Origin of the sequence: Pseudomonas sp. R38(2017) (assembly GCF_002112395.1) — a bacterium.
GTDB lineage: Bacteria > Pseudomonadota > Gammaproteobacteria > Pseudomonadales > Pseudomonadaceae > Aquipseudomonas.
On record NZ_NEHN01000001.1, the window covers coordinates 261,550 to 284,100 of the forward strand.

The window sequence follows — 22,551 nt, forward strand, 5'->3', positions numbered from 1 at the left end:
AATTATTCGCTGCGGTGCGGACGGGGATGGCTCAGCGCCTGGTCGATCCAGGCCAGCACATCGGCAGTCACTTCGTCGCGGTTGGTCTCATTGAACAATTCGTGCCGGGCCTGCGGGTAGATTTTGAGTTGCAGGTTCTGGCTGCCGGCCAAGCGCAAGGCATTGGCCAGATCAGTCAGACGCTTGCCTTCGCTCACCGGATCACATTCGCCACCAATCACCAGCAGCGGCAGGCCCGGGTCGATCTGGGCGAGATTGGACGCTTTGCTGATTTGCTGCAACCCGCCGAGCAGGTCGATCCATAGCTGGTTGGTGCAGCGAAAGCCGCACAGCGGATCGGTGGCGTACTTGTCGACTTCGGCCGGATCTCGACTCAGCCAGTCAAACGCGGTGCGCGCCGGTTTGAATTTATTGTTGAACGAGCCGAACGACAGCCATTCGATCAGCGCGCTGCGACCCTTGGCGCCCTGGCGCAGTTTTTCGATCCGGGCGATCTGCCGCGCCGCGCGGTACAGCGCAACCGGCTGGAAATTCGAGCCGCTGAGAATCGCGCCGTGCAGGCTGGCGCTGTGATGCACCAGATAAGCCTGCGCGATGTAGCTGCCCATGCTGTGCCCGAGCAGCACGATCGGCACGCCGGGATGGCGCTGGCCGATGTGCTGGTTGAGGCTCGCCAGATCACCGACCACCTTGCACCAGCCATCGTCGTCGGCGAAATGCCCGAGCGTCCCATGATCGGCGGTTTTGCCATGGCCGCGCTGATCGGGCGCGTACACACCGTAGCCTTCGGCGCAGAACGATTCGGCCAGTCGCGCATACCGAGCGCTGTGCTCGGCCATGCCGTGGGCCAGCAGAATCACCGCCTTCAGCGGCGCGTTCGGCAGCCACTGATTGACGAAGAGGCGGCTGCGGTCACTCGCGTCCAGCCAGAAAGTGTCGTGGATCATGGCGATTCCTTTTGCGGCATGCTTTTGTTGCAGGGAATTGCAGAGATTGCATTGTATAGCGCGTCCGATCAGCTCACGCCACGGCAGGAAGATTCACACGATCAATGAGGACGTTGCCCATATTTGCCTGAATGACCATAGCTGCTAGTGTCCGTGAAGCCCCGCTTTTTGCTTTCGGCTTTTTCAAGGACAAGAGAAAAATGACAGCGACGCGGCCCCGGATCGGCTCAGGTAAAGAGGACAAGAACAATGCAACCTGATTTCTGGAATGACAAACGCCCGGCGGGCGTACCCCTGGACATCGATGCGAATGAATTCAAATCGGTGATCGAGGTGTTCGAGCGTTCCTGCAAGAAATTCGCTGATCGCCCGGCGTTCAGCAATATGGGCGTGACCCTGACCTACGCCGAACTCGAGCGCCAGAGCGCCGCGTTCGCCGGTTATCTGCAAACCCACACCGATCTGGTGCCGGGGGATCGCATCGCGGTGCAGATGCCCAACGTCCTGCATTATCCGATTGCCGTGTTCGGCGCGTTGCGCGCCGGGCTGATCGTGGTCAACACCAACCCGCTGTACACCGCGCGCGAGATGCGTCATCAGTTCAAGGACTCCGGCGCCCGGGCGCTGGTGTACCTGAACATGTTCGGCCAGAAAGTCCAGGAAGTGCTGCCGGACACCGACATTCAATATCTGATCGAAGCGAAGATGGGCGACCTGATGCCCACCGCCAAGGGCTGGCTGGTCAACACCGTGGTCAGCAAAGTGAAGAAAATGGTCCCGGCGTATTCGCTGCCCCAGGCGATTTCCTTCAAGAGCGCCTTGCGCATGGGCCGGGGCCTGGGCATCAAGCCGCTGAAGGTCGGCCTGGACGACATCGCCGTGCTGCAATACACCGGCGGCACCACCGGTCTGGCCAAGGGCGCGATGCTGACCCACGGCAATCTGGTGGCGAACATGCAGCAGGTTCGCGCCTGTCTCGCCCAGTTTGGCAGCGACGGTCAGCCGTTGTTGCGCGAAGGTCAGGAAGTGATGATCGCGCCGTTGCCGCTGTACCACATCTATGCCTTCACCGCGAATTGCATGTGCATGATGGTGTCGGGCAATCACAACGTATTGATCACCAATCCACGGGACATCGGCGGCTTTATCAAGGAGCTGAAGAACTGGAAGTTCTCGGCACTGCTGGGGCTCAACACCCTGTTCGTCGCTCTGATGGATCATCCGGACTTCAAGACCCTGGATTTCTCCACGCTCAAACTCACCAACTCCGGCGGCACCGCGCTGGTCAAGGCTACCGCCGAGCGCTGGGAGCAGCTCACCGGTTGCCGCATCACCGAAGGCTACGGCCTGACCGAAACCTCGCCGGTGGCCTGCACCAACCCGTACGGTGAGCTGTCGCGGATCGGCACGGTCGGCCTGCCGGTGCCGGGCACCCGGTTGAAAGTCATCAATGACGACGGCGTCGAGCAGCCTTTGGGAGAGCGCGGCGAACTGTGCATCAAGGGCCCGCAAATCATGAAGGGCTACTGGCAGAAACCCGAGGCCACCGCCGAGGTGCTGGACGCGGAGGGCTGGTTCAAGTCCGGCGACATCGCGGTGATCGACCCGGACGGGTTCGTGCGCATCGTCGACCGCAAGAAAGACATGATCATCGTCTCCGGTTTCAACGTGTACCCGAACGAGATCGAAGACGTGGTGATGGCTCACCCGAAAGTCGCCAACTGCGCAGTGATCGGCGTACCGGACGAACGCTCCGGGGAAGCGGTGAAGCTGTTCGTGGTGGCGCGGGAAACCGGGGTCAGCCTGGAAGAGCTGAAGGCCTATTGCAAAGAGAATTTCACCGCGTACAAGGTGCCGAAACACATCGTGCTGCGTGAGTCGTTGCCGATGACGCCTGTCGGGAAAATTCTGCGGCGTGAGTTGCGCGATATCGCCTGATCGCTGAATGACTGCGCCTGACGCATTCGCGTTGAGGCCTGAAGATCGCAGCCTCTGGTGGCTTCCTTGAAGCCGCTGAAGGCGGCGATCTTTTGCTTTTTGTCCCTGAATTCCGGGGCTTTCAGAGAGTTATAGGATTTTTGCTCTAAAATGACTGCCAGTGGTTCTTGAGTCATTAAAATGACTGTAGGGGCCGCTTTTGGCTCTAGTCGACCCTTGGCAAAGCTGCTACTCTCGGCGCGCTTTGTGACTTCTCGGCCTTGTAAAAAGCCAGACTCACCAATAAACAAACACCAATAATAATCGCATCAAATGCGGTGCTGAATTCGCGTTGCTGAGGAGTGGGCTTCCATGATCGAAGACTTTTGGAAGGATAAGTACCCCGCTGGAATTGCTGCCGACATCAATCCAGACGAGTACCCGAATATTCAGGCAGTGTTGAAGCAATCCTGCCAACGCTTCGCCGACAAACCGGCGTTCAGCAACCTGGGCAAGACCATCACCTACGGTGAACTGTACGAATTGTCCGGTGCGTTTGCCGCTTATCTGCAACAGCATACCGATTTGCAGCCCGGTGATCGAATCGCCGTGCAACTGCCCAACGTGTTGCAGTACCCGGTCGCCGTCTTCGGTGCCATCCGTGCCGGGCTGATCGTGGTCAACACCAACCCGCTGTACACCGCGCGGGAAATGGAACACCAGTTCAATGACTCCGGTGCCAAAGCGCTGGTGTGCCTGGCGAACATGGCGCACCTGGCCGAAGCCGTGGTGCCGAAAACCGGCGTCAAACACGTCATCGTCACCGAAGTCGCCGACCTGCTGCCGCCGCTCAAGCGCCTGCTGATCAACAGCGTCATCAAGTACGTGAAGAAAATGGTTCCGGCCTATCACCTGCCCAAAGCCGTCAAGTTCAACGACGTGCTGAGCAAGGGCCAGGGTCAACCTGTGGCCGAAGCCAACCCGGACAGCGGCGATGTCGCGGTGCTGCAGTACACTGGCGGCACCACCGGTGTGGCCAAGGGCGCGATGCTGACCCACCGCAACCTCGTCGCCAACATGCTGCAGTGCAAGGCGCTGATGGGCTCCAACCTCAATGAAGGCTGCGAGATCCTGATCACGCCGCTGCCGCTGTACCACATCTATGCGTTCACCTTTCATTGCATGGCGATGATGCTGATCGGCAACCACAATATCCTGATCAGCAACCCGCGCGACCTGCCGGCGATGGTCAAGGAACTGTCGAAGTGGAAGTTCAGCGGTTTCGTCGGCCTCAATACGCTGTTTGTGGCCCTGTGCAACAACGAAGCTTTCCGCAAGCTGGATTTCTCGGCGCTGAAAGTCACCCTGTCCGGTGGCATGGCGTTGCAACTGGCCGCCGCCGAGCGCTGGAAAGCGGTCACCGGTTGCCCGATCTGCGAAGGCTACGGCATGACCGAAACCAGTCCGGTGGCCACGGTCAATCCGATCCAGAACATCCAGATCGGCACCATTGGCATTCCGGTGCCGTCGACCCTGTGCAAAGTCGTCGACGACGCCGGTGTCGAGCAGCCGCTGGGCGAAATCGGCGAGCTGTGCGTCAAGGGCCCGCAAGTGATGAAAGGCTACTGGCAGCGTCAGGAAGCGACCGACGAGATGCTCGACAGCGAAGGCTGGCTGAAAACCGGCGACATCGCGGTGATCCAGCCGGACGGCTACATGCGCATCGTCGATCGCAAGAAAGACATGATCCTGGTCTCGGGTTTCAACGTGTATCCGAACGAACTGGAAGACGTGCTGGCGACCCTGCCGGGCGTGTTGCAGTGCGCGGCCATCGGCATTCCGGACGAGAAGTCGGGCGAGGCGATCAAGATCTTCATCGTCGCCAAGCCGGGCGTTACGTTGACCAAGGAAACGGTGATGGAGCACATGCGCGCCAACGTCACCGGCTACAAGGTGCCGCGCTCGGTGGAGTTCCGTGATGCGCTGCCCACTACCAACGTCGGCAAGATCCTGCGCCGCGAGTTGCGCGACGAAGAGCTGAAGAAGATCAAGGCGAAGAACGCCGCGTAAAAAAAAGCCCCGCAGATGCGGGGCTTTTTGTTGGTGCAGGAATCGCTTACTGGCGGAACGGCGCGAAGTTAACGTTGGTGCCGGCCGGGCGCATGTCCTGCAGGTACGAGTCCTTGTCGGCGCTCAGTTCCAGGCTCAGGGCTGCCTTGCGCTTGCCTTCGTTGCGGATCACCAGGCCTTCGAGCTTCTCGCGCAGAAACACGGTCGGCACTTTCAGGTGCAGCAGTTCGTCGGTGGCCGGGGTGTGCATCAACAGGTGAATCCACTCGTACTGACCGATGGCCAGGCGCGACACCGGCAGATCGAACCACCAGATGTTGCGGTTGCGGTTCAGTTCGGCGAAGTGGCAGTTGTTGGTGCCGAGCACGGCACCGCCCAGTTCCTGGTTGCGACGGGCGATGGCCTGCTTTTTATCGAGTTTCATAACATTCCTGCGGGATCGGTTCTGTGGCGCCTGGCGCCCTTATGGTGGGCATTCTCGGGGCTACGCTCGCAAACATAAAGCCCAACCTGCATGCCGCGACGAAATGAAGCCCTGAAAATAAATGAAACTTGGCGCAAACCGGGCCAGTCAATCTTTACGTACTGACTTTCCTCGTTAATGCACCAAGGAGAAACACCATGAGTAGCACAGGCGATAAAGTAAAAGGCATGGCCAACGAAGCGGTCGGCAACATCAAGCAAGGCGTCGGTAAAGCCACCGACAACACCAGGCTGCAGGCCGAAGGCAAACTGCAAGAGAAGAAAGGCGAGGCCCAGCAAGCGGTGGGCAAAGCCAAGGACGCGGTCAAGAAAGGCGTCGACAAGGCTTGATCGAGCCTTGAACGAAACAACGAAGCGGCCATCCAAGGATGGCCGTTTTTGTATCCCGTTCACATGCGGTCATGGATCACAGTGTTTCAAAGTCGCCAAGTGAGCTACTTTGATGAGAGAAAAACGGCCCCTGAGTCGCCACGACTTCAACCTGTTTTGCGGCGAAAGGAGACGCGAATGATTTTCCCCGACATGAAAGGCCTGCCCCTGCACCGGGTCATTGTGCGCACCGTCACCGAGTTCATGGATGACGAAATGTCGACCTATGCCTCGGCACTGGCCTACCAGATGCTGTTCTCGCTGTTCCCGTTCATTCTGTTCCTGATTGCCCTGATCGGTTTCCTGCACCTGCCGGACTTCTTCTCCTGGCTGCGCCTGCAATCGGAGCTGGTGTTGCCGCCCCAGGCGCTGGAGCAGGTCAACCCGGTGATCGACCAGTTGCAGCAATCCAAGGGCGGCCTGCTTTCCGTGGGTATCGTCATCGCCCTGTACACCGCGTCCGCCGGTGTGCGCCTGATGATGAGCGCGATGAACGCCGCCTACGACGTGGTCGAAGGCCGGCCGATCTGGAAGCGTTTCCCGCTGTCGATTTTCTACACCGTCGGCATCGCCGGCATGTTGCTGGTGGCCGCAGCGCTGATGGTGCTCGGCCCGCAGGTGATGGGTTGGATCGCCGCGCAGGTCGGGCTGGAAGATTTCATCGTCACGGTGTGGACCATCGCCCGCTGGCCGGTGATCGTGATCCTGATGATGGTGGCCGTCGCGTTGATCTACTACGTGATGCCCGACGTCAAACAGGAGTTCCGTTTCATCACCCCGGGCTCGGTGCTGGCGGTGGTGGTGTGGATCGTCGCGTCCCTGGGGTTCGCGTTCTACGTCAAGACGTTCGCCAACTACAACGCCATGTATGGCAGCATCGGTGCGATCATCGTGCTGTTGCTGTATTTCTACATTTCCGCCGCCGTGCTGTTGCTGGGCGCGGAGATGAATGCGGTGATCGAACACATGTCCAGCGAGGGCAAGGACCCGGGCGAGAAAGTCCCCGGCGAACTCGATGAACATCCCAAACAACACGTTTCCGGCCTGGGGCGCGATCAATCGCTCAAGCCGAACACTGACGAAGCCTGACCATGATCCGTGAAATCCTGAAGATGGGCGACGAGCGCCTGCTGCGCATTGCCCCACCAGTACCCGCCGAGATGCTCGACAGCCCGGAGTTGTGGCAACTGATCGACGACATGTTCCAGACCATGGAAAGCGTCGGCGGTGTCGGTCTGGCTGCGCCGCAGATCGGCGTCGACCTGCAACTGGTGATCTTCGGCTTCGAGCACAGCGAGCGTTACCCGGACGCCGAAGCCGTGCCGCAGACGATCCTGATCAATCCGCTGATCACGCCGCTCAGTCCGCTGATGGAGGAGGGTTTCGAAGGCTGCCTGTCGGTGCCCGGCCTGCGTGGCGCGGTGGATCGTTACCAGCAGATCCGTTACGAAGGCGTCGACCCCAAGGGCGAGCCGATTGTGCGCGTGGCCTCGGGGTTCCACGCGCGGGTGGTACAGCATGAATGCGATCACCTGATCGGGCGGCTGTACCCGTCGCGCATCACCGATTTCAGCAAGTTCGGCTTTACCGAAGTGATGTTTCCGGATCTCGATCCCAACGCTGACGATTGATCAGCCAGTGCGCGGCGCCAGTTCCATGGCAATCATAGGCTTGCTCCGCGCATAACGGCTCAGGCGCTCGGCCATCGCCTGGGGCAAGGCGGGGTCGAAGGTGAAGCCGCACCGCTCATAGAACCCGCGCAGGTCAGGGTGGCAGAACAGCCACACCGGCGCCTCGACGTCCTTCACCGCTTCGCTGATCAACTGCGCGGCAATGCCTTGTTCGCGACAGGCCGGATCAACGAACAACCCGGTCAGCCAATGCCCGCCGAATACCGGCCGCAGGCACAGCGCAGCCACGATTTCCTCGCGCCGCGCCACCCACAATTGCGCCTCGCGCACCGCTTTCATCGACGATTGATGCTGGCGGTAGAACTTGTTCATCAAAGGCCAGGACAGGTCGTCGAGCTGGCTGTAACGGGTGTCGGTCATGAATCGGACTGCCGGTGCAAAAGTCGCGGATTATAAAACAACGTACTCGCCGGGATAGGTGTATACCTGATCTCACATCCCCTTCAGAGGAGTACGCGTCATGTCCAAAGGTATGGATGCGAAGAAAGCTGCGAAGAAGAAACCGGCCAAGACCGCGATCGAGAAACGCCATGAGAAAAGGGCGAAGAAAGTCGACATTTTTGGCCATTGATCACGCCGTTCGGGAGCCCGGATCCGGGCTCCCGCTGCCTCTTTGAAAATAAACTGCAAGAATCTCCGTTGTCGTTGCACAGAAGGAATGGACTCCTTTTCCGAGCAACGCCATGGCCCATTACTTTGACGATCAGCATCGTCAGCAAATCGAAACCCTGCGCCAGCGCTTCACCGCCCGTACCGACTGGCCGACCTGGCTGTTGCTGATCGGCGTGTACGGCGGCTGGTCCGCGATTGTGCTGGGCAGCGAACGGTTGGGCGTCTGGTGGAGCACGTTGCTGCTGATTCCGTTGCTGGTGCTGTGGCTGTCGGTGCAGCACGAACTGCTTCATGGGCATCCGACGCGCTGGAACCTCATCAACAAAGTCCTCGGTTATGCGCCATTCGCGGTGTGGTATCCGTACACGCTCTATCGCGACAGCCATCTGCAGCACCATCGTGATGAAGACCTGACGATTCCCGGTCTCGACCCTGAAAGCCGCTACCTGAGCGCCGACCGCTGGCAGGGCAGTTCGTTGTTCGAACGCAGCCTGCACTGGATGAACAAGACCGTGCTCGGCCGATTCATCCTCGGCGCACCGTTGGCGTTGCTGGCGCTGGCCGGTGAAGAGTTGCAACGTCTGAAAAAAGGCGAACGCCAGGCCTGGCTGATGTGGCTGACCCACGGAACTCTGACCGTTCTGATGCTGTTTTTCATCGCCCGCTACAGCGCATTGCCGGTCTGGCATTACTTGTTTTTGATCAGCGTGCCGGCGCTGTCGATTGCGATGGTTCGCTCTTACTATGAACACCGGCCGCACACACAACCGGAACAGCGCACGGTGCTCAACGAAGCCGGATGGCCTTGGCGCTGGCTGTTCCTGAACCTGAATTTCCATCTGGTGCATCACGATTTGCCGAAGCTTTCGTGGTACGACTTACCCAAGGCCTACCGCATGCGGCGGGAGCAATGGGTCGAACGCAGTGGCGGATTTCTGGTGCAAGGTTATGGGCAACTGTGGCGCCGGAACGGCTTCAAACCGATCGACAGCCCGCAGCATCCGTTTATTTGAGGCCACCATGACGTCAGGTTACGCAGAGCTGTTGATGTACATCGCCCCCGAGCCGATCCGCGCGGCGAACGAGCAGTGGCTGGCGCGGATTCTCGATCACTTGGGCCGCTCGCGACTCAAGGCCGAAGGCTTGTCGCTGCCCGAACTCTGGCGGTCGCCGCAATTGTTGCTGACCCAGACCTGCGGTTATCCGCTGATGACCGCGTTGCGTGGCCAGGTCAGGCTTGTCGGCCGTCCGCGCTACGAATTGCCGGACGCCACGGCCGGCAATCATTGCAGCCTGATCCTTGCCCGCGCCGATGATCCGCGCCGCAGTCTGGCGGAGTTCTTCGACAGTCGCGGGGTGATCAACAGCGAAGACTCCAACAGCGGCATGAACCTGTTGCGTCAGCGCCTGGCACCGTTGCAGCGGGACGGGCGTTTTTTCGCTTCGGTTGGCCTCAGTGGCGGTCACCGCGAGAGCCTGCGCTGGTTGCGCGAAGATCGCGCCGATCTGGCGGCCATCGACAGCGTGACGTTTGCCTACCTGAAGCAGCACGCCGCCGAAGAAGTGAGCGGATTGCGGGTGGTAGCGCGCAGTGCATTCAGCCCGACCTTGCCCTTTATCACCGTCTCCAGCGCTTCGGACACGCAGATCGAGCAGTTGCGCCGGGCGATGAACCGCAGTCTGCAAGACTTGCCGGACGTGGCTCGTATCCTCGGTTTGCCCGAAATCCTGCCTGCCAGCGATAGCGATTACCTCGTCTTGCTGGATTATCAGCGTGAGGCCGAAGAACTGGGTTACGGCCGCTTGCGCTAGCGGTCTGGAATAATTCTTTAATGGAATATAAAAATTCTTTTTAAGTATTTTTAACGCATAAGGCACCTTGCTAGGATCGCGCCACCGGACGACCGGACATTCAGCGACCCTTGACCAAGGAGCCCCCATGTCCGGCGCCGACGCATCCCATCGCAATCATGTGAACACGTTGTTTCGCGACCATTACCCATGGTTGTGTGCACGCCTGCGTCGGCAATCGAACGATGCAGCCAGCGCCGAAGACATCGCCGCCGAAACCTTCGCGCAACTGCTCGAAGCCCCGGGCCTGACCGCCATCCGCGAACCCCGCGCCTTGCTCACCACCATCGCCCAGCGCCTGCTGTACGAGCGCTGGCGACGGGGCGATCTGGAGCGTCGGCATTTGCAACAACTGCAACAAGGCGACCTCGATCACGCGCCGTCTCCAGAAGAGCTCGCCGACCTGTCGCAGAGCCTCAAGCAACTGGACCGGACTCTCCAGCGCTTGCCGGGCAAGGTGCGCTCGACCTTTCTGCTGGCCCGCATCGACGGCCTGACCTACCCGCAAATCGCTGCCGAACTGGGCATCTCCCAGCGTTCAGTAAGCATGTACATGACCCGTTCCCAAGCCCTGTGCAATCGCCACAGCGCCAACCAAACCCTGATTTCCTCCCAGAACAAGAGGTCCGCATGAGATCGATCAAAACCCTGCTCGGCAGTTCGCTGCTGGCCCTGACCTTGACTGCCGGGCACGTTGTCGCCTCGGAAACAAAAGCGCCGATCCACTTCGGCGACATCACCTGGGAAAGCGGCAGTTTCATCACCGAAGTGCTGCGCCTGATCGTCGAGAAAGGCTACGGCTACCCGACCGACACGCTGCCTGGCAGCACCGTCAGCCTCGAAGCGGCGCTGGCGAAAAACGACATTCAAGTGATCGGCGAAGAGTGGGCCGGGCGCAGTCCGGCGTGGGTCAAGGCTGCCGCCGAGGGCAAGGTGTTCGGCCTCGGTGACACCGTGAAGGGCGCCACCGAAGGCTGGTGGGTGCCGGAATACGTGATCAAGGGCGACCCGGAGCGCGGGATCAAACCGCTGGCGCCGGAACTGAAGTCCGTGGCCGACCTGCCGCGCTACAAGGATGTGTTCAAGGATCCGGAAGACCCGAGCCGTGGTCGCTTCCTCAACAGCCCGACCGGCTGGACCTCGGAAATCGTCAACAGCCAGAAGCTCAAGGCCTATGCGCTGAACGACAGCTTCGTCAACTTCCGCACTGGTTCCGGCGCGGCACTGGATGCCGAGGTGGCGTCGTCGATCAAGCGCGGCAAGCCGGTGCTGTTCTACTACTGGTCGCCAACACCGTTGCTCGGCCGTTTCAAACTGGTGAAGCTGGAAGAGCCGCCGTTCGACGCCGAAGCCTGGAAAACCCTGGCCGATGCCAACAACCCCAACCCGAAAGGCACCCGCTCGATGCCGGCAAGCCTCGCGATTGGCGTGTCGGCACCGTTCAAGGCGCAGTACCCGGAACTGGTGACGTTCTTTGAGAAAGTCGATTTGCCGATTGATCTGCTGAACCAGACCTTGGCCGGGATGAGCGAGAAGCGTCAGCAACCACGTCAGGTGGCCGAAGCGTTTCTGCGCGATCAACCGCAAGTGTGGAAACCTTGGGTGCCGGGTGAAGTGGCAAACAAGGTGAGCGGGAGTCTGTAGTTCTTTTCCGATATTTCTGTAGTGCTACACCGACGCCTCGCGGGCAAGCCCGCGATGGCGTTCGACCAGACAAAACCTTTTTGCGCTGAACCGTTTCTCGTCCGTTTCCTGTCCGAATTCCCTCAGTGCTGGCCGACTAGTGGCCTTGCGCAAGGCCTTGTGCTGTCTATGCTCATTCAGAACTAACTATGTCGAATGCCCTTCAATGTGCTCCGACGGCAACCGGTTAGCCACGAACAAAGCTGCCAGAGTGCGCAATTCAAGGCACCGACACTTGACCGACAAGGAGCTGTTTTTAAATGGAAGTTCTTCTATACGTTAGGAATGGCCCGCCTGCGGGCTATCAAGAGAAGGATGTCTTGATTAGAGCGTCGCTGCATGGACTCTTTGATTAATCATCGTTTATCACCTGACAACTTCCTCCCGTGGAGGAATGCGTGTGCCTGTTCTGTGGAACGTAGTGGTGGATTCTGAAAGACCTGAACTTTCAACAAATCAAAGAACCGCGCGAAAGGTGATAGAGACATGTTCAACCTACATCACAAGGCTGACCTGCAGGAAATCGAGCGTTTCAGCTGTGCATTGACTGAAGCCAATGCGAAGTTGGCGGCGATCAGCCGTTCGATGGCGATGATCGAGTTCAGCCTCGACGGCATCGTTCTGGATGCCAATGACAACTTCTGCAAGACCATGGGCTACAGCGCCGAAGAGGTGCGTGGCAAACATCACCGGATCTTTTGTGAAGAAGAGTTCTATCGCAGCGAGGAATACGCCAAGTTGTGGCGTGACCTGGCCCGGGGCGAACCCATTAGCGGTACTTTTCTGCGCTTGAACAAAAGTGGCCGGGAGATCTGGCTGGAAGCCAGTTACATGCCGGTGTATGGCCCTGACAAACAAGTCCGCAGTGTGATCAAAGTGGCCTCGGACATTACGGCGCGAGTGAACAAGGAAAAAGAAGAGGAAAGCATGCTCGCCGCTATCAGTCGTTCGATGGCCGTGATCGAGTTCACCCCGGAAGGCAATGTGATCACGGCCAACGACAACTTCCTCAAGACCATGCAGTACTCGCTCAACGAAATCGTCGGCCATCACCACAGTCTGTTCTGTCACCGTGCCGAAGCCGAATCCGCGCAGTACAAAGCGTTCTGGGCTTCGCTCAATCGCGGCGAATATCACTCGCACCGCTTCGAGCGCAAGAACAAGTCCGGACAGACCGTTTATCTCGAAGCCTCTTACAATCCGCTGTTCGACGCCAAGGGCCGGTTGTACAAAGTGGTGAAGTTTGCCAGTGACATCACCCATCAGATGACCACGTTGCAGACCGCTGCGGAATCGGCCCACAGCACCTCGGTACAAAACGACGCCTGTGCGCAAAAAGGCTCACAGGTCGTGCAGCAAACGGTGCAGATCATTCAGGATATTTCCCGCGACCTCAACGAAGCGGCGCTGAGCATCGATGCGGTGAGCAAGCAATCGGACATCATCGGCACCATCGTCCAGACCATTCGCGGGATCGCCGACCAGACCAACCTGCTGGCGCTCAACGCGGCCATCGAAGCGGCGCGGGCGGGTGAACACGGGCGCGGTTTCGCGGTGGTGGCGGACGAAGTGCGCAGCCTCGCGGCGCGAACCAGTCAGGCGACCCTGGAAATTGTCGATGTGGTGCGCAAGAACCATGAGCTGTCATTGAGTGCAGTGTCGAGCATGCAGTCGAGCCTGAGCCGCACCGGGCTTGGGGTGGAACTGGCGAACGAGGCGGGGGACGCAATCCGGGAGATTCAGCAGGGCTCGCGGCATGTGGTGGATGCGATCAGTCAGTTCAACGAGACGTTGCAGTTGAACTGACGGCTTCACGGCTGAAAAAAAGGATCCCCGCAGGGATCCTTTTTTCATTGCGCCGTTCGTTAGAGCGAAGCGAGGAACTTGTCGGCCGACTGGTCGCTGATCTTCGCCGAGTTGGCGTCTTGCTTGTTCTGCTTCTCGGCTTCGGCCAGCTTCATCTTGTCTTGCAGGCGATCGGCGATCTCTTTGCCGATGGCCAGTTGTTTCTCCGGCGGCATGGCTTTGATGTCGTCCTCGGTCAGGCCCATTTCTTTCAGGATACTGTCGCGCAGACGCTGTTCCGGCGTTTTGCTCATGTAGTCTTTGAACTCGTCCAGCGCCGATGAACCTGAGGACTTGGTCGGCGAAGCATCAGAGGTTTGCAGGGCGACGCGGGTCTTGGCGAATGCCTCGTCGACGTTGTCGCTGATGCGCGTGGCTTCGCTGACTTGCTGAGTGGCGAGTTGGGTGGCCGACTCTTGCACCTTGGCGGTGGCTTCAGCGGTTTGCGCCTGTGTCTGGGCTTGCAGGGTTTGCAGCATTGCGCCATGCAACCCGCCTTGCAGGCCGGCAGCGGCGGTGGTGGTTGCATCATCATTCAGGTGCTTGGGCAGATGGATGATTTGCTGTTGTTTTGCACTGACCAACATGATGGATAGACCTGTGGGTAATGGCTGTCGGTCTGATGGGAGCAAATACCGTGCCTTGCGAACATGTTCTTTGATTTCAGTGACATGGGTTCAAACATAACCAAGCGAAGCGGTCATCCGTTGCCGTTAGGCGGCAGAGGATGACCGTTGTCTGTCAGCGATGGGCAATGTTTTCCAGCGCAAGGTTGCGGGTGCGGGGGCCGAAATAACCGATGGTCAGCATCACGATCAGCATGCTGGCGACGATGAACGCCAACACGCCTGGTGTGCCGAAGTGATCGAGAAACAGACCGATCAACAGGCTGCTGAACACCGTCGACAACCGGCTGAACGAATAGCAGAACCCTACCGCCCGGGCGCGGATGTTGGTGGGGAACAGTTCGCTCTGATAGGAGTGATAACTGAAGCTCAGCCAGGCGTTGCAGAAGGTGATCATCACGCCGCAGAAGATCAGGCCGAAGGCGCTGGTCTGCAACGCGAACAAGGTGCCGAAAGTCATGGCGCCCAAGGCCGAGCCGACGATCTGCCATTTGTTCTCGAAGCGGTTGGCGAATTTCACGAACAGCAACGGCCCGAGCGGGTAAGCGAGGGTGATGATGAACGCGTACATCAGGCTGTGAGTGACACTGACGCCCTGGCCGGAAAGCAATGCCGGCAGCCAGTTGCCGAAGCCGAAGAAACCGATGGCCTGGAAGATGTGGAAGACGATCAACATCAACGCCCGACGGCGATACGGCGGTTGCCAGATGTCGGCGAAACGGCCCTTGCCTTCGACATCCACCGCCACTGCTTCCGGCGCGTCCAGTGGCTGGTGATGATCCTTCTCGCAGCGTGCCTCGATACCGTCGAGAATCCGGTTCGCTTCATCGAAACGGCCATGTTGGGCCAGCCAGCGCGGCGACTCCGGCAGGCGTTTGCGCAACCACCAGATGAACAGCGCAAACACTGCACTCGCCAACACCACCCAGCGCCAGCCGGACACTCCGAACGGCGCCTGCGGCACCAGCCACCACGACATCAATGCCACCGCCGGCACCGACAGGAACTGCACGAAAAACGCGAAGGCGAATGCTGAACTGCGCATGCGTTTGGGCACCAGTTCCGAGAGGTAGGCGTCGATGGTCACCAGTTCGATGCCGAGGCCAATGCCCACCAGAAAACGCATGCAGATGATTCCCAGCGCCGAACTCTGCACGCCCATCAGCACCGTGGCCACGGTGTACCAGACCAGCGCGAAGGTGAAAATCGCCCGCCGCCCGAAACGATCCGCCATGGGGCTGAGCAGGCTGGCACCGAGAAACAGGCCGAGGAACGTCGCCGAGGCGAACGCGGCCTGATCGGAGAAACCGAACACGCCCTGATTGCCGGTGGCGAAAATGCCGTCGCGGATCAGGCCGGGACTGATGTAGGCGGTCTGGAACAGGTCGTAGAGTTCGAAGAAACCACCGATCGACAGCAGCGCCACCAGCCGCCAGATCGTGGCGACGGCCGGCAGGCGGTCGATGCGGGCGGAAATCTGTGCGGCGCGTATCGGGTCGATGCCGTCGCGTTGCGCGGCGGCGGGGGCGTGTGCAGTCATGGGCCGATCCATTTTTTTATGATGGAAAAGCTTAGCCTGCTATCGGAAATCAAGGATTGCTTATATCGGCGGCTTAAGCAGGAAAACTGCCGATTTCTTGCAATATCCGCTTACCAATCAGCGATTCATGCTGCGAGTGTCGGATCCGGCTGCGCCGAGGCCGGCAAACCGAACACCTTATCGAACAGCCAGTTGAAGGCGAAGGTGTAGCAGGGGATGAAGACGATCAGCGCCAGATCCAGCAGGAATGCCTGCACCAGGCTGATGTTCATCCACCAGGCGATCAGCGGAATCAGGAATACGATCAGCGTCAGTTGAAAGCCGACGGCGTGGGCGATGCGGCGTTTGACCGTGCGGGTGCGCGAGACCTGATGACTTTCCCAGCGCTCGAACAGCGAGGTGTAGATGAAGTTCCAGGTCACGGCGATAGTGGTGATGATCACCGCCAGCGGACCGGTGCTGCCGGGCGAGGTGCCGGACAACAAGGCCAGGCCGAGGGCCGAGAAGGTCATGCCGATCACTTCATAGAGCGACACGTAGACCAGTTTGCGTTTGACGCCTTGCATGGGGATTTGCCTCTTTCTTGCGACTTGTGGCCAACGGGGCTGGCGAAGGCGATGAAAGATAGCTTCAATGGCAATGACAGAAAAAGTCAGAAGCTTTCATTTTTATTGATAGGTACATGAAGTGAATTTCAACAGCGAAAGCATCGAGCTGTTTCTCGCCGTAATCGAACGCGGCTCGTTTTCCGCCGCTGCCAGGGCGTTGGGCAAAGTCCCGTCGGCAGTAAGCATGGCCGTCGGCAATCTGGAGGCCGAACTCGGCTATCCCTTGTTTGATCGCAGTCATCGCGAACCGCAACCCACGGCCATGGCGCTTTCGCTGGTGCCCCATGCGCGATTGATCGCCGATCAGCTCAAGCAATTGCAGGTGCACGCGGTGCAGTTGTCGCTGGGGCTGGAGAGCAAATTGTCGATTGGCGTGGCGGCGGATATCGATCGTCGACGGTTGCTGGCGGCCATCAAGGAGATCAGCGAACGTCATCCGCTGCTCGATATCGAAGTGTTGACCGCGCCGCAGGACGATGTGCTGGCGATGCTTCACAGTGGTCGGGTCAGCGTGTGCCTGGCGTTCGCCGGGTTGAGCGTGAACGTGCTGGAGCGTTTTCAGTTTGTCGGCAGTGAACGGATGATCGCCACGCTGGCAGCGGACAGTCCGCTGTTGCAGGGGCAGGATCTGTTTCTCGAGGATCTGGTACACGTGCGGCAGATTGTGGTCGGCAGCCGCGACTTGCCGATCAGCGAAACCCGGCCGCTGGTGGCTGAATCCCACTGGCGCACCGACAATCTGGAGACGGCGCTGGAGATGGTCGAGGCAGGGTTGGGCTGGGGCAATTTTCCACTGTCGGTGGTGCAACCTTGGCTTGATAGCGGACGATTGAAACGGCTGAATTTCCGTAACATCGAAAACGGCCTGGTGCTGCCGGTACACGCGGTGTGGCTCAAGAGCCAGCCGTTGCAGAAGGGTGCGCTGGCTCTTGTGGAGTTGCTGGGCGGTTGAGTCAGGTGCTCTCGCGGATTTTCAGTTCGAAGCCCATGTCCTCGACCGGCCGCGCCACACTGTTGCCGGCCATCAGCGTCAGCATCTGCTCCGCCGCACGCCGGCCGATGGCCTCGCGCGGGGTGTTGATGCTGCTCAGGCGCGGCACCATGTGCTCCGACATCGGCAGGTCATTGAAGCCGAGGATCGCCACTTGTTCGGGGATCCTGATGTCGTTGCGCAGGGCTTCGAGCAGGGCGCCCTGAGCCAGGTCGTCGTTGCCGAAAAAGATCGCATCGACGTCCGGATGCGCCGCCAGCAGTTGCAGGAACAACTCGCCGCCCAGGCCCACGGAGGATGAACGCGGGGTCAGCACTTCCAGATCCGGATCGTAGCGGCCGGCCTTCTGCAACGCCTTGCGAAAGCCTTCACCGCGCAGCAGGGTGCGTTGATCAAGCTGCGCGCCGATGTACGCCAGGCGCTTGCGGCCACGGGACAGCAAATGTTCTGCAGCGGTTTCACCGGCGCTGAGCTGGGAGAAACCGACGCAGTTCACCCCGGCGGCGCTGTCCAGTTCCATCATGTACACGCAGGGAATATTGCTGGCCTCGATCATCCGCCGCGAGGTTTCGGTGCGGTCGAAGCCGGTCAGCAGAAGGCCGCGTGGCTGATAGGCCATGTAGTTGCGCAGCAGGTTCTCTTCTTCATCGCGGGAATAGTGGAAGTTGCCGATCAGCACTTCGAAGCCTTTGGGCGTGAGCACCCGATGAATGGCTTCCAGGGTGTCGATGAACAACAGGTTGGCCAGCGAAGGCACCAGCACTACCACCGAATGGCTCTGGGCCGAGGCCAGGGCGCGGGCGGCGGGGTTGACCACGTAGTTGAGTTCCAGCGCGGCTTTCTGGACTTTTTCCACCAGTTCGGTGGCGACGGTGCTGACCCCGCGCAGGGCGCGAGAAGCGGTAATCGGGCTGACGCCAGCCAGCCGGGCAACTTCATTGAGGGTGGGACGGCCGGTGGTGCGGGTGTTTTTATCGTTTTTAGGGGTGGTCATCGGGCGGCTTGCCAAACAAAAATCAAGGCACTAAGGTAGCGCTGTCCTTATGCAGCTGCAAATGCGTGAGCGAGGTCCTGCCTGATCCTCGCTTTTTGGCGTTGGGACAAAACCTGCTGCAACCCAAAAAAACGACAAGAAGGCGTCGGCAACTTCTGCCTGTGCACTAGAGTCATAGCTAGCAAAGGTAGCGCTGTCTGCGCGCTGAGGTGTTACATGAATCATCCCATCACCGCCCTGGTCATCATGGGCGTTGCCGGTTGCGGCAAGACGTGCGTCAGCGAGGCTCTGTGCCAATTGAGCGGCGCCACTGCCATTGAAGGCGATACTTTCCATCCGGCCGCGAACATCGAAAAGATGAGCGCGGGGATCCCCCTGAACGACGAAGACCGTGCCGGCTGGCTCGACAGCCTGTGCGATGAGCTGCGTCGTGTTGACGCTCTGGGCGAACGCCCGGTGCTGACCTGCTCGGCCCTCAAGCACATTTACCGCGAACGTCTGCGCAGCGCCTTGCCGGGTCTGGGCTTTGTGTTCCTCGAATTGACGCCTGAAGTCGCCGCCGACCGCGTGTCCCATCGCCCGGGCCACTTCATGCCGGCGACGCTGATCGAAAGTCAGTTCGCCACCCTCGAATCGCCGGTAGGCGAGCCGTTGACCCTTGCCCTGAACGCTTCGATCCACAGCGTTGAAGAACTCGCGTCGCAAGCCCATGTCTGGTGGCAGGCCCATGGCCTGAAACAGGCGGTATGAGTGTGATTGTGAAGATAGCGCTGTCCTTTCGGCTTCTGATTAACCCGCTTTAATAACAACAACAAACCAGGAGACACCCCCCAATGTTTGGCATGTCCCATGACGCCTACCTGCTGCTTGATGCAGTAGTCACGGTGATCGGGCTTATCGTCCTGATCACCAAGTTCAAGATCCATCCCTTTATTGCGCTGACCATCGCCGCCGCGTTCCTCGGCCTGACGTCCGGCATGCCGATCGGCACCATCATCAAGGCGTTCCAGGACGGCTTCGGTGGCGTGCTCGGTTTCGTCGGCATCATCCTCGCGCTGGGCACCATGCTCGGCAAAATGATGGCCGAATCCGGCGGTGCCGATCAGATCGCCCAGACCCTGATCCGCGCCTTCGGCAAGGACAAAGTGCAGTGGGCGATGATGTTCGCCGCGTTCCTGGTGGGCATTCCGCTGTTCTTCGAAATCGGCTTCGTGCTGCTGATTCCGCTGGTGTTCATCGTTGCTCGCCGCACTGGCGTGTCGATCATCAAGATCGGTATCCCGCTGCTCGCCGGCCTGTCCGCCGTGCATGGTCTGGTGCCACCGCACCCGGGCCCGCTGCTGGCCATCGGCGTGTTCGGTGCCGACATCGGCAAGACCATTCTCTACGGTCTGATCGTTGCGCTGCCGACCGCCATCATTGCCGGCCCGATCTTCGGTACGTTCATCGCCAAGCACATCCCGGGTCATCCGAATCAGGAACTGGTCGATCAACTGGCCCGTGAAACCGATTCGGCCAAGCTGCCAAGCTTCGGCATCACCCTGGTCACCGTGCTGCTGCCGGTGTTCCTGATGCTGCTGAAAACCTTCGCCGACGTGGCGCTTCCGGACGGTCATTTCTTCCGCACCTGGATGGACATGATCGGTCACCCGATCTCGGCGTTGTTGCTGGCCTTGCTGCTGTCGCTGTACACCTTCGGCGCCAAGCAGGGCATCGGTTCTCAGCAGATGCTCAAGTGGCTGGATGCGAGCCTGGCGCCGACTGCCGCGATCATCCTGATCATCGGTGCCGGCGGCGGCTTCAAGCAGATGCTGGTGACCAGCGGCGTGGGCGACGTGATCGGCCACATGGCGGTCAGCGCACAGATCTCGCCGATCCTGTTGGCATGGCTGGTGGCGGCGGTGATCCGCATCGCCACCGGTTCGGCGACCGTCGCGACCATTACTGGCGCGGGCATCGTGGTGCCGGTGGTGGGGATGATTCCGGGCGTGAACCGTGAGCTGCTGGTGCTGGCCACCGGTGCCGGGTCGCTGATCCTGTCCCACGTCAACGACGCCGGTTTCTGGCTGGTGAAGCAGTACTTCAACATGACCGTGGCCGAGACCTTCAAGACCTGGACGGCGATGGAAACCATCCTGTCGGTGGTGGGTCTGGGCTTCATTCTGTTGCTGTCGCTGTTCGTCTAACGGCGAATCGCAGGCACAAAAAAACCGCAGCGATGCGGTTTTTTTGTGGGTGCAATTCGCGAGTTACTTGGTGCCCAGGCCATCCGCCCGGAACATCCCGCGAATCCCGCGTACCGCCTGACGAATCCTGTCCTGGTTCTCGATCAGCGCGAAGCGCACGTGATCGTCGCCGTACTCACCAAAGCCGACACCCGGCGAGACGCAGACCTTGGCCTCGGCCAGCAGCTTCTTGGCGAACTCCAGCGAGCCGAGGTGCGCGTAGGCGTCGGGAATCTTCGCCCAGACGTACATCGAGGCTTTCGGGTTTTCGACCATCCAGCCCAGTTCATGCAGGCCTTTGACCAGCACGTTACGGCGCTGACGATACTGCTCGGCGATGTCGCGCACGCATTGCTGATCGCCTTCCAGCGCAGCAATCGCGGCCACCTGCAGCGGGGTGAACGTGCCGTAGTCGTGGTAGCTCTTGATTCGCGCCAGGGCGCTGACCAGTTCCGGGTTGCCGACCATGAAACCGATCCGCCAGCCCGCCATGTTGTAGCTCTTGGACAGGGTGAAAAACTCCACCGCGATGTCCTTGGCGCCCGGCACCTGCATGATCGACGGGGCTTTCCAGCCGTCGTATACGATGTCGGCATAGGCCAGGTCGTGCACCACCAGCACGTCGTACTGTTTGGCGAGGGCGATCACGCGTTCGAAGAAATCCAGCTCCACGCACTGCGCGGTCGGGTTGGACGGGAAGCCCAGAATCATCATCTTCGGTTTCGGGATCGAGCCGCGAATCGCCCGTTCCAGCTCGTCGAAGAAATCCACACCTGGCACCAGCGGCACCGACCGCACCTGGGCGCCGGCAATCACGGCACCGTAAATGTGAATCGGGTAACTCGGGTTCGGCACCAGCACGGTGTCGCCCTGATCCAGGGTCGCCAGCATCAGGTGAGCCAGGCCTTCCTTGGAACCGATGGTGACGATGGCTTCGCTTTCCGGGTCGATATCGACCTCGTAGCGTTCCTTGTACCAGTTGGAAATCGCCCGACGCAGGCGCGGAATGCCCTTGGACGTGGAGTAGCCGTGGGTGTCTTCGCGTTGTGCAACCTGCACCAGTTTTTCAACGATGTGCGGCGGCGTGGCGCCGTCGGGGTTGCCCATGCTCAAGTCGATGATGTCTTCGCCACGACGTCGGGCGGCCATCTTCAGCTCGGCGGTGATGTTGAAAACGTAAGGGGGGAGTCGATCAATGCGCGCAAAGCGGCGCGGCGAACCTTGTTCAGCCATTGTTGCCTCGGATAACGTAAGCGCCCGGAACCGTCCGAGCGACGCTGGTCACTGCGGTGACCTGTGGCGGAAGATAAGGGCAGCGATGGCAGACTGTCCAGCGTGCACGACAACAATTTTTTCCCAAGGAAAACGGTTAATGGAATTCACCAGCGGCTTCTTGCTGAGCCTTTCGCTGTGCCTGGACATCGGCGTGGCCAACATCGCGATGATCACGTTGGCCATGCAGCGCGGCTATTTTCAGGGCTTCGCGCTGGGTCTCGGTACCTGCGTCGGCGACCTGATCTACGCCGTCCTGGCGCTGGCCGGGATGACCGTTCTGCTGCAATACGAAACCGTGCGCTGGGTGCTGTGGATCGGCGGTTCGGCGCTGCTGATCTACTTCGCGGCGAAGATGATCTATTCGGCGATCCATCACGAGGCGCAATTGGCGGCGACGGCCGAAGTCGGCCATAACTCCCATCGCAAGGAATTCTTCCGCGGGATTTTTCTCGCCATGTCGTCGCCAAGCGCCATCCTCTGGTTCGCGGCAGTGGGCGGTACCTTGATCGCCCGTTCCGGTGGCGGTGGCCCTTTGAGTTCGGCGCTGTTCCTTGGCGGTTTTCTGTGTGCCGGGTTGCTGTGGTCAGCGGGCCTGTGCTTCGCCGCGAGCCACGGCGGCAAACTGCTGGGCGACAAGCTGCTGCGCTATTCCTACATGGCATCTGCAGCGATCTTCTGCTATTTCGCGGTCTACGTGATCGTATCCGGCTATAACGAATTCGTCGGCTCCGGCGCCGCCGAGGCCCTGCATACGCTGTAAATGTGCGAATCGGGTTTGGCTTCTATACTCCCAGCCGAACCCACTTTTTTCGTTCAAGGAGTCG

The 22,551-nt window shown here is 59.9% G+C and carries 21 protein-coding genes and 2 pseudogenes; 15 read left to right on the plus strand and 8 right to left on the minus strand.

The window, feature by feature from the left end:
• Positions 1 to 2: 2 nt before the first annotated feature.
• Entirely contained in the window at positions 3 to 947 is a 945-nt protein-coding gene (locus CAF87_RS01165) for an alpha/beta hydrolase (protein WP_085730300.1), read from the minus strand.
• A gap of 249 nt (positions 948 to 1,196) precedes the next feature.
• Between CAF87_RS01165 and fadD2 the strand changes: the two genes are divergently transcribed.
• Together fadD2 and fadD1 are read left to right on the plus strand one after the other, a co-directional pair.
• On the plus strand, positions 1,197 to 2,885 hold the full coding sequence (gene fadD2 / locus CAF87_RS01170) for a long-chain-fatty-acid--CoA ligase FadD2 (protein WP_085730301.1): 1,689 nt from the start codon (positions 1,197 to 1,199) through the stop codon (positions 2,883 to 2,885).
• A gap of 351 nt (positions 2,886 to 3,236) precedes the next feature.
• Positions 3,237 to 4,934, plus strand: coding sequence for a long-chain-fatty-acid--CoA ligase FadD1 (fadD1, locus tag CAF87_RS01175; RefSeq protein WP_085730302.1), 1,698 nt, complete (start codon positions 3,237 to 3,239; stop codon positions 4,932 to 4,934).
• Between the two features lie 46 nt (positions 4,935 to 4,980).
• On the opposite strand, the gene CAF87_RS01180 is transcribed toward fadD1, so the two are convergent.
• The gene (locus CAF87_RS01180) at positions 4,981 to 5,358 is read right to left on the minus strand and encodes a hypothetical protein (RefSeq protein WP_007951149.1); all 378 of its coding nucleotides are present in this window, start codon (positions 5,356 to 5,358) and stop codon (positions 4,981 to 4,983) included.
• Positions 5,359 to 5,555: 197 nt separating this feature from the next.
• Between CAF87_RS01180 and CAF87_RS01185 the strand changes: the two genes are divergently transcribed.
• The 3 genes from CAF87_RS01185 (at position 5,556) to def (ending at position 7,417) form a co-directional block, all read left to right on the plus strand.
• Positions 5,556 to 5,747 (plus strand): CsbD family protein, encoded by a 192-nt coding sequence (locus CAF87_RS01185; protein ID WP_085730303.1) that lies wholly within the window; start codon positions 5,556 to 5,558, stop codon positions 5,745 to 5,747.
• A 177-nt stretch (positions 5,748 to 5,924) separates the two neighbouring features.
• Entirely contained in the window at positions 5,925 to 6,875 is a 951-nt protein-coding gene (locus CAF87_RS01190) for a YihY/virulence factor BrkB family protein (protein WP_085730304.1), read from the plus strand.
• A gap of 2 nt (positions 6,876 to 6,877) precedes the next feature.
• The gene (gene def, locus CAF87_RS01195; RefSeq protein ID WP_007951144.1) at positions 6,878 to 7,417 is read left to right on the plus strand and encodes a peptide deformylase; all 540 of its coding nucleotides are present in this window, start codon (positions 6,878 to 6,880) and stop codon (positions 7,415 to 7,417) included.
• On the opposite strand, the gene CAF87_RS01200 is transcribed toward def, so the two are convergent.
• Positions 7,418 to 7,837, minus strand: coding sequence for a GNAT family N-acetyltransferase (locus tag CAF87_RS01200; protein WP_085730305.1), 420 nt, complete (start codon positions 7,835 to 7,837; stop codon positions 7,418 to 7,420).
• Between the two features lie 323 nt (positions 7,838 to 8,160).
• Here CAF87_RS01200 and CAF87_RS01205 point away from each other — a divergent pair, with 323 nt between their 5' ends.
• The 6 genes and pseudogenes from CAF87_RS01205 to CAF87_RS29640 form a co-directional block, all read left to right on the plus strand.
• Complete coding sequence (locus CAF87_RS01205) at positions 8,161 to 9,102, plus strand: fatty acid desaturase (RefSeq protein ID WP_085730306.1); 942 nt, start codon at positions 8,161 to 8,163, stop codon at positions 9,100 to 9,102.
• 7 nt (positions 9,103 to 9,109) lie between these two features.
• Complete coding sequence (locus CAF87_RS01210; protein WP_085730307.1) at positions 9,110 to 9,901, plus strand: phosphate/phosphite/phosphonate ABC transporter substrate-binding protein; 792 nt, start codon at positions 9,110 to 9,112, stop codon at positions 9,899 to 9,901.
• A gap of 127 nt (positions 9,902 to 10,028) precedes the next feature.
• On the plus strand, positions 10,029 to 10,574 hold the full coding sequence (locus tag CAF87_RS01215; RefSeq protein WP_085730308.1) for a sigma-70 family RNA polymerase sigma factor: 546 nt from the start codon (positions 10,029 to 10,031) through the stop codon (positions 10,572 to 10,574).
• Positions 10,571 to 11,584, plus strand: coding sequence for an ABC transporter substrate-binding protein (locus CAF87_RS01220; protein ID WP_085730309.1), 1,014 nt, complete (start codon positions 10,571 to 10,573; stop codon positions 11,582 to 11,584). The genes CAF87_RS01215 and CAF87_RS01220 overlap by 4 nt, the downstream gene beginning before the upstream one ends.
• A gap of 525 nt (positions 11,585 to 12,109) precedes the next feature.
• A pseudogene (locus tag CAF87_RS29635) lies at positions 12,110 to 12,880 on the plus strand (PAS domain-containing protein); the annotation flags it as partial.
• Between the two features lie 120 nt (positions 12,881 to 13,000).
• A pseudogene (locus CAF87_RS29640) lies at positions 13,001 to 13,429 on the plus strand (methyl-accepting chemotaxis protein); the annotation flags it as partial.
• A 59-nt stretch (positions 13,430 to 13,488) separates the two neighbouring features.
• Here the strand turns inward: CAF87_RS29640 and CAF87_RS01235 are convergent.
• From CAF87_RS01235 to CAF87_RS01245, 3 genes are all read right to left on the minus strand, one after another.
• On the minus strand, positions 13,489 to 14,055 hold the full coding sequence (locus CAF87_RS01235) for a hypothetical protein (RefSeq protein ID WP_085730311.1): 567 nt from the start codon (positions 14,053 to 14,055) through the stop codon (positions 13,489 to 13,491).
• 154 nt (positions 14,056 to 14,209) lie between these two features.
• A complete protein-coding gene (locus tag CAF87_RS01240; protein ID WP_085730312.1) occupies positions 14,210 to 15,634 on the minus strand; it encodes an MFS transporter in 1,425 nt (474 codons plus the stop codon).
• 125 nt (positions 15,635 to 15,759) lie between these two features.
• Positions 15,760 to 16,200, minus strand: a complete 441-nt coding sequence (locus CAF87_RS01245; protein WP_085730313.1) for a PACE efflux transporter — start codon at positions 16,198 to 16,200, stop codon at positions 15,760 to 15,762.
• A 121-nt stretch (positions 16,201 to 16,321) separates the two neighbouring features.
• Between CAF87_RS01245 and CAF87_RS01250 the strand changes: the two genes are divergently transcribed.
• Positions 16,322 to 17,194, plus strand: a complete 873-nt coding sequence (locus tag CAF87_RS01250) for a LysR family transcriptional regulator (RefSeq protein WP_085730314.1) — start codon at positions 16,322 to 16,324, stop codon at positions 17,192 to 17,194.
• A gap of 1 nt (position 17,195) precedes the next feature.
• On the opposite strand, the gene CAF87_RS01255 is transcribed toward CAF87_RS01250, so the two are convergent.
• Positions 17,196 to 18,227 (minus strand): LacI family DNA-binding transcriptional regulator, encoded by a 1,032-nt coding sequence (locus tag CAF87_RS01255; protein WP_085730315.1) that lies wholly within the window; start codon positions 18,225 to 18,227, stop codon positions 17,196 to 17,198.
• Positions 18,228 to 18,443: 216 nt separating this feature from the next.
• Here CAF87_RS01255 and CAF87_RS01260 point away from each other — a divergent pair, with 216 nt between their 5' ends.
• Positions 18,444 to 18,977 (plus strand): gluconokinase, encoded by a 534-nt coding sequence (locus CAF87_RS01260; protein WP_085730316.1) that lies wholly within the window; start codon positions 18,444 to 18,446, stop codon positions 18,975 to 18,977.
• 83 nt (positions 18,978 to 19,060) lie between these two features.
• Positions 19,061 to 20,413: a GntP family permease gene (locus CAF87_RS01265; protein WP_085730317.1), complete on the plus strand. Its 1,353-nt coding sequence runs from the start codon at positions 19,061 to 19,063 to the stop codon at positions 20,411 to 20,413.
• 63 nt (positions 20,414 to 20,476) lie between these two features.
• On the opposite strand, the gene alaC is transcribed toward CAF87_RS01265, so the two are convergent.
• Positions 20,477 to 21,685, minus strand: coding sequence for an alanine transaminase (alaC, locus tag CAF87_RS01270; protein WP_085730318.1), 1,209 nt, complete (start codon positions 21,683 to 21,685; stop codon positions 20,477 to 20,479).
• 139 nt (positions 21,686 to 21,824) lie between these two features.
• On the opposite strand from alaC, the gene CAF87_RS01275 reads away from it, so the two are divergent.
• Positions 21,825 to 22,487 carry a LysE family translocator gene (locus CAF87_RS01275; protein ID WP_085730319.1) on the plus strand — a complete coding sequence of 221 codons (663 nt, stop codon included), beginning with the start codon at positions 21,825 to 21,827 and terminating at the stop codon, positions 22,485 to 22,487.
• Positions 22,488 to 22,551: the final 64 nt, after the last annotated feature.

Coding starts and splice junctions, on each gene's coding strand:
- CAF87_RS01165 (WP_085730300.1), bottom strand. CDS start 947: ATGATCCACGACACTTTCTGGCTGGACGCGAGTGACCGCAGCCGCCTC.
- CAF87_RS01180 (WP_007951149.1), bottom strand. CDS start 5,358: ATGAAACTCGATAAAAAGCAGGCCATCGCCCGTCGCAACCAGGAACTG.
- CAF87_RS01235 (WP_085730311.1), bottom strand. CDS start 14,055: ATGTTGGTCAGTGCAAAACAACAGCAAATCATCCATCTGCCCAAGCAC.
- CAF87_RS01205 (WP_085730306.1), top strand. CDS start 8,161: ATGGCCCATTACTTTGACGATCAGCATCGTCAGCAAATCGAAACCCTG.
- alaC (WP_085730318.1), bottom strand. CDS start 21,685: ATGGCTGAACAAGGTTCGCCGCGCCGCTTTGCGCGCATTGATCGACTC.
- CAF87_RS01215 (WP_085730308.1), top strand. CDS start 10,029: ATGTCCGGCGCCGACGCATCCCATCGCAATCATGTGAACACGTTGTTT.
- CAF87_RS01275 (WP_085730319.1), top strand. CDS start 21,825: ATGGAATTCACCAGCGGCTTCTTGCTGAGCCTTTCGCTGTGCCTGGAC.
- CAF87_RS01265 (WP_085730317.1), top strand. CDS start 19,061: ATGTTTGGCATGTCCCATGACGCCTACCTGCTGCTTGATGCAGTAGTC.
- CAF87_RS01185 (WP_085730303.1), top strand. CDS start 5,556: ATGAGTAGCACAGGCGATAAAGTAAAAGGCATGGCCAACGAAGCGGTC.
- fadD1 (WP_085730302.1), top strand. CDS start 3,237: ATGATCGAAGACTTTTGGAAGGATAAGTACCCCGCTGGAATTGCTGCC.
- CAF87_RS01210 (WP_085730307.1), top strand. CDS start 9,110: ATGACGTCAGGTTACGCAGAGCTGTTGATGTACATCGCCCCCGAGCCG.
- fadD2 (WP_085730301.1), top strand. CDS start 1,197: ATGCAACCTGATTTCTGGAATGACAAACGCCCGGCGGGCGTACCCCTG.
- CAF87_RS01200 (WP_085730305.1), bottom strand. CDS start 7,837: ATGACCGACACCCGTTACAGCCAGCTCGACGACCTGTCCTGGCCTTTG.
- CAF87_RS01255 (WP_085730315.1), bottom strand. CDS start 18,227: ATGACCACCCCTAAAAACGATAAAAACACCCGCACCACCGGCCGTCCC.
- def (WP_007951144.1), top strand. CDS start 6,878: ATGATCCGTGAAATCCTGAAGATGGGCGACGAGCGCCTGCTGCGCATT.
- CAF87_RS01190 (WP_085730304.1), top strand. CDS start 5,925: ATGATTTTCCCCGACATGAAAGGCCTGCCCCTGCACCGGGTCATTGTG.
- CAF87_RS01260 (WP_085730316.1), top strand. CDS start 18,444: ATGAATCATCCCATCACCGCCCTGGTCATCATGGGCGTTGCCGGTTGC.
- CAF87_RS01220 (WP_085730309.1), top strand. CDS start 10,571: ATGAGATCGATCAAAACCCTGCTCGGCAGTTCGCTGCTGGCCCTGACC.
- CAF87_RS01240 (WP_085730312.1), bottom strand. CDS start 15,634: ATGACTGCACACGCCCCCGCCGCCGCGCAACGCGACGGCATCGACCCG.
- CAF87_RS01245 (WP_085730313.1), bottom strand. CDS start 16,200: ATGCAAGGCGTCAAACGCAAACTGGTCTACGTGTCGCTCTATGAAGTG.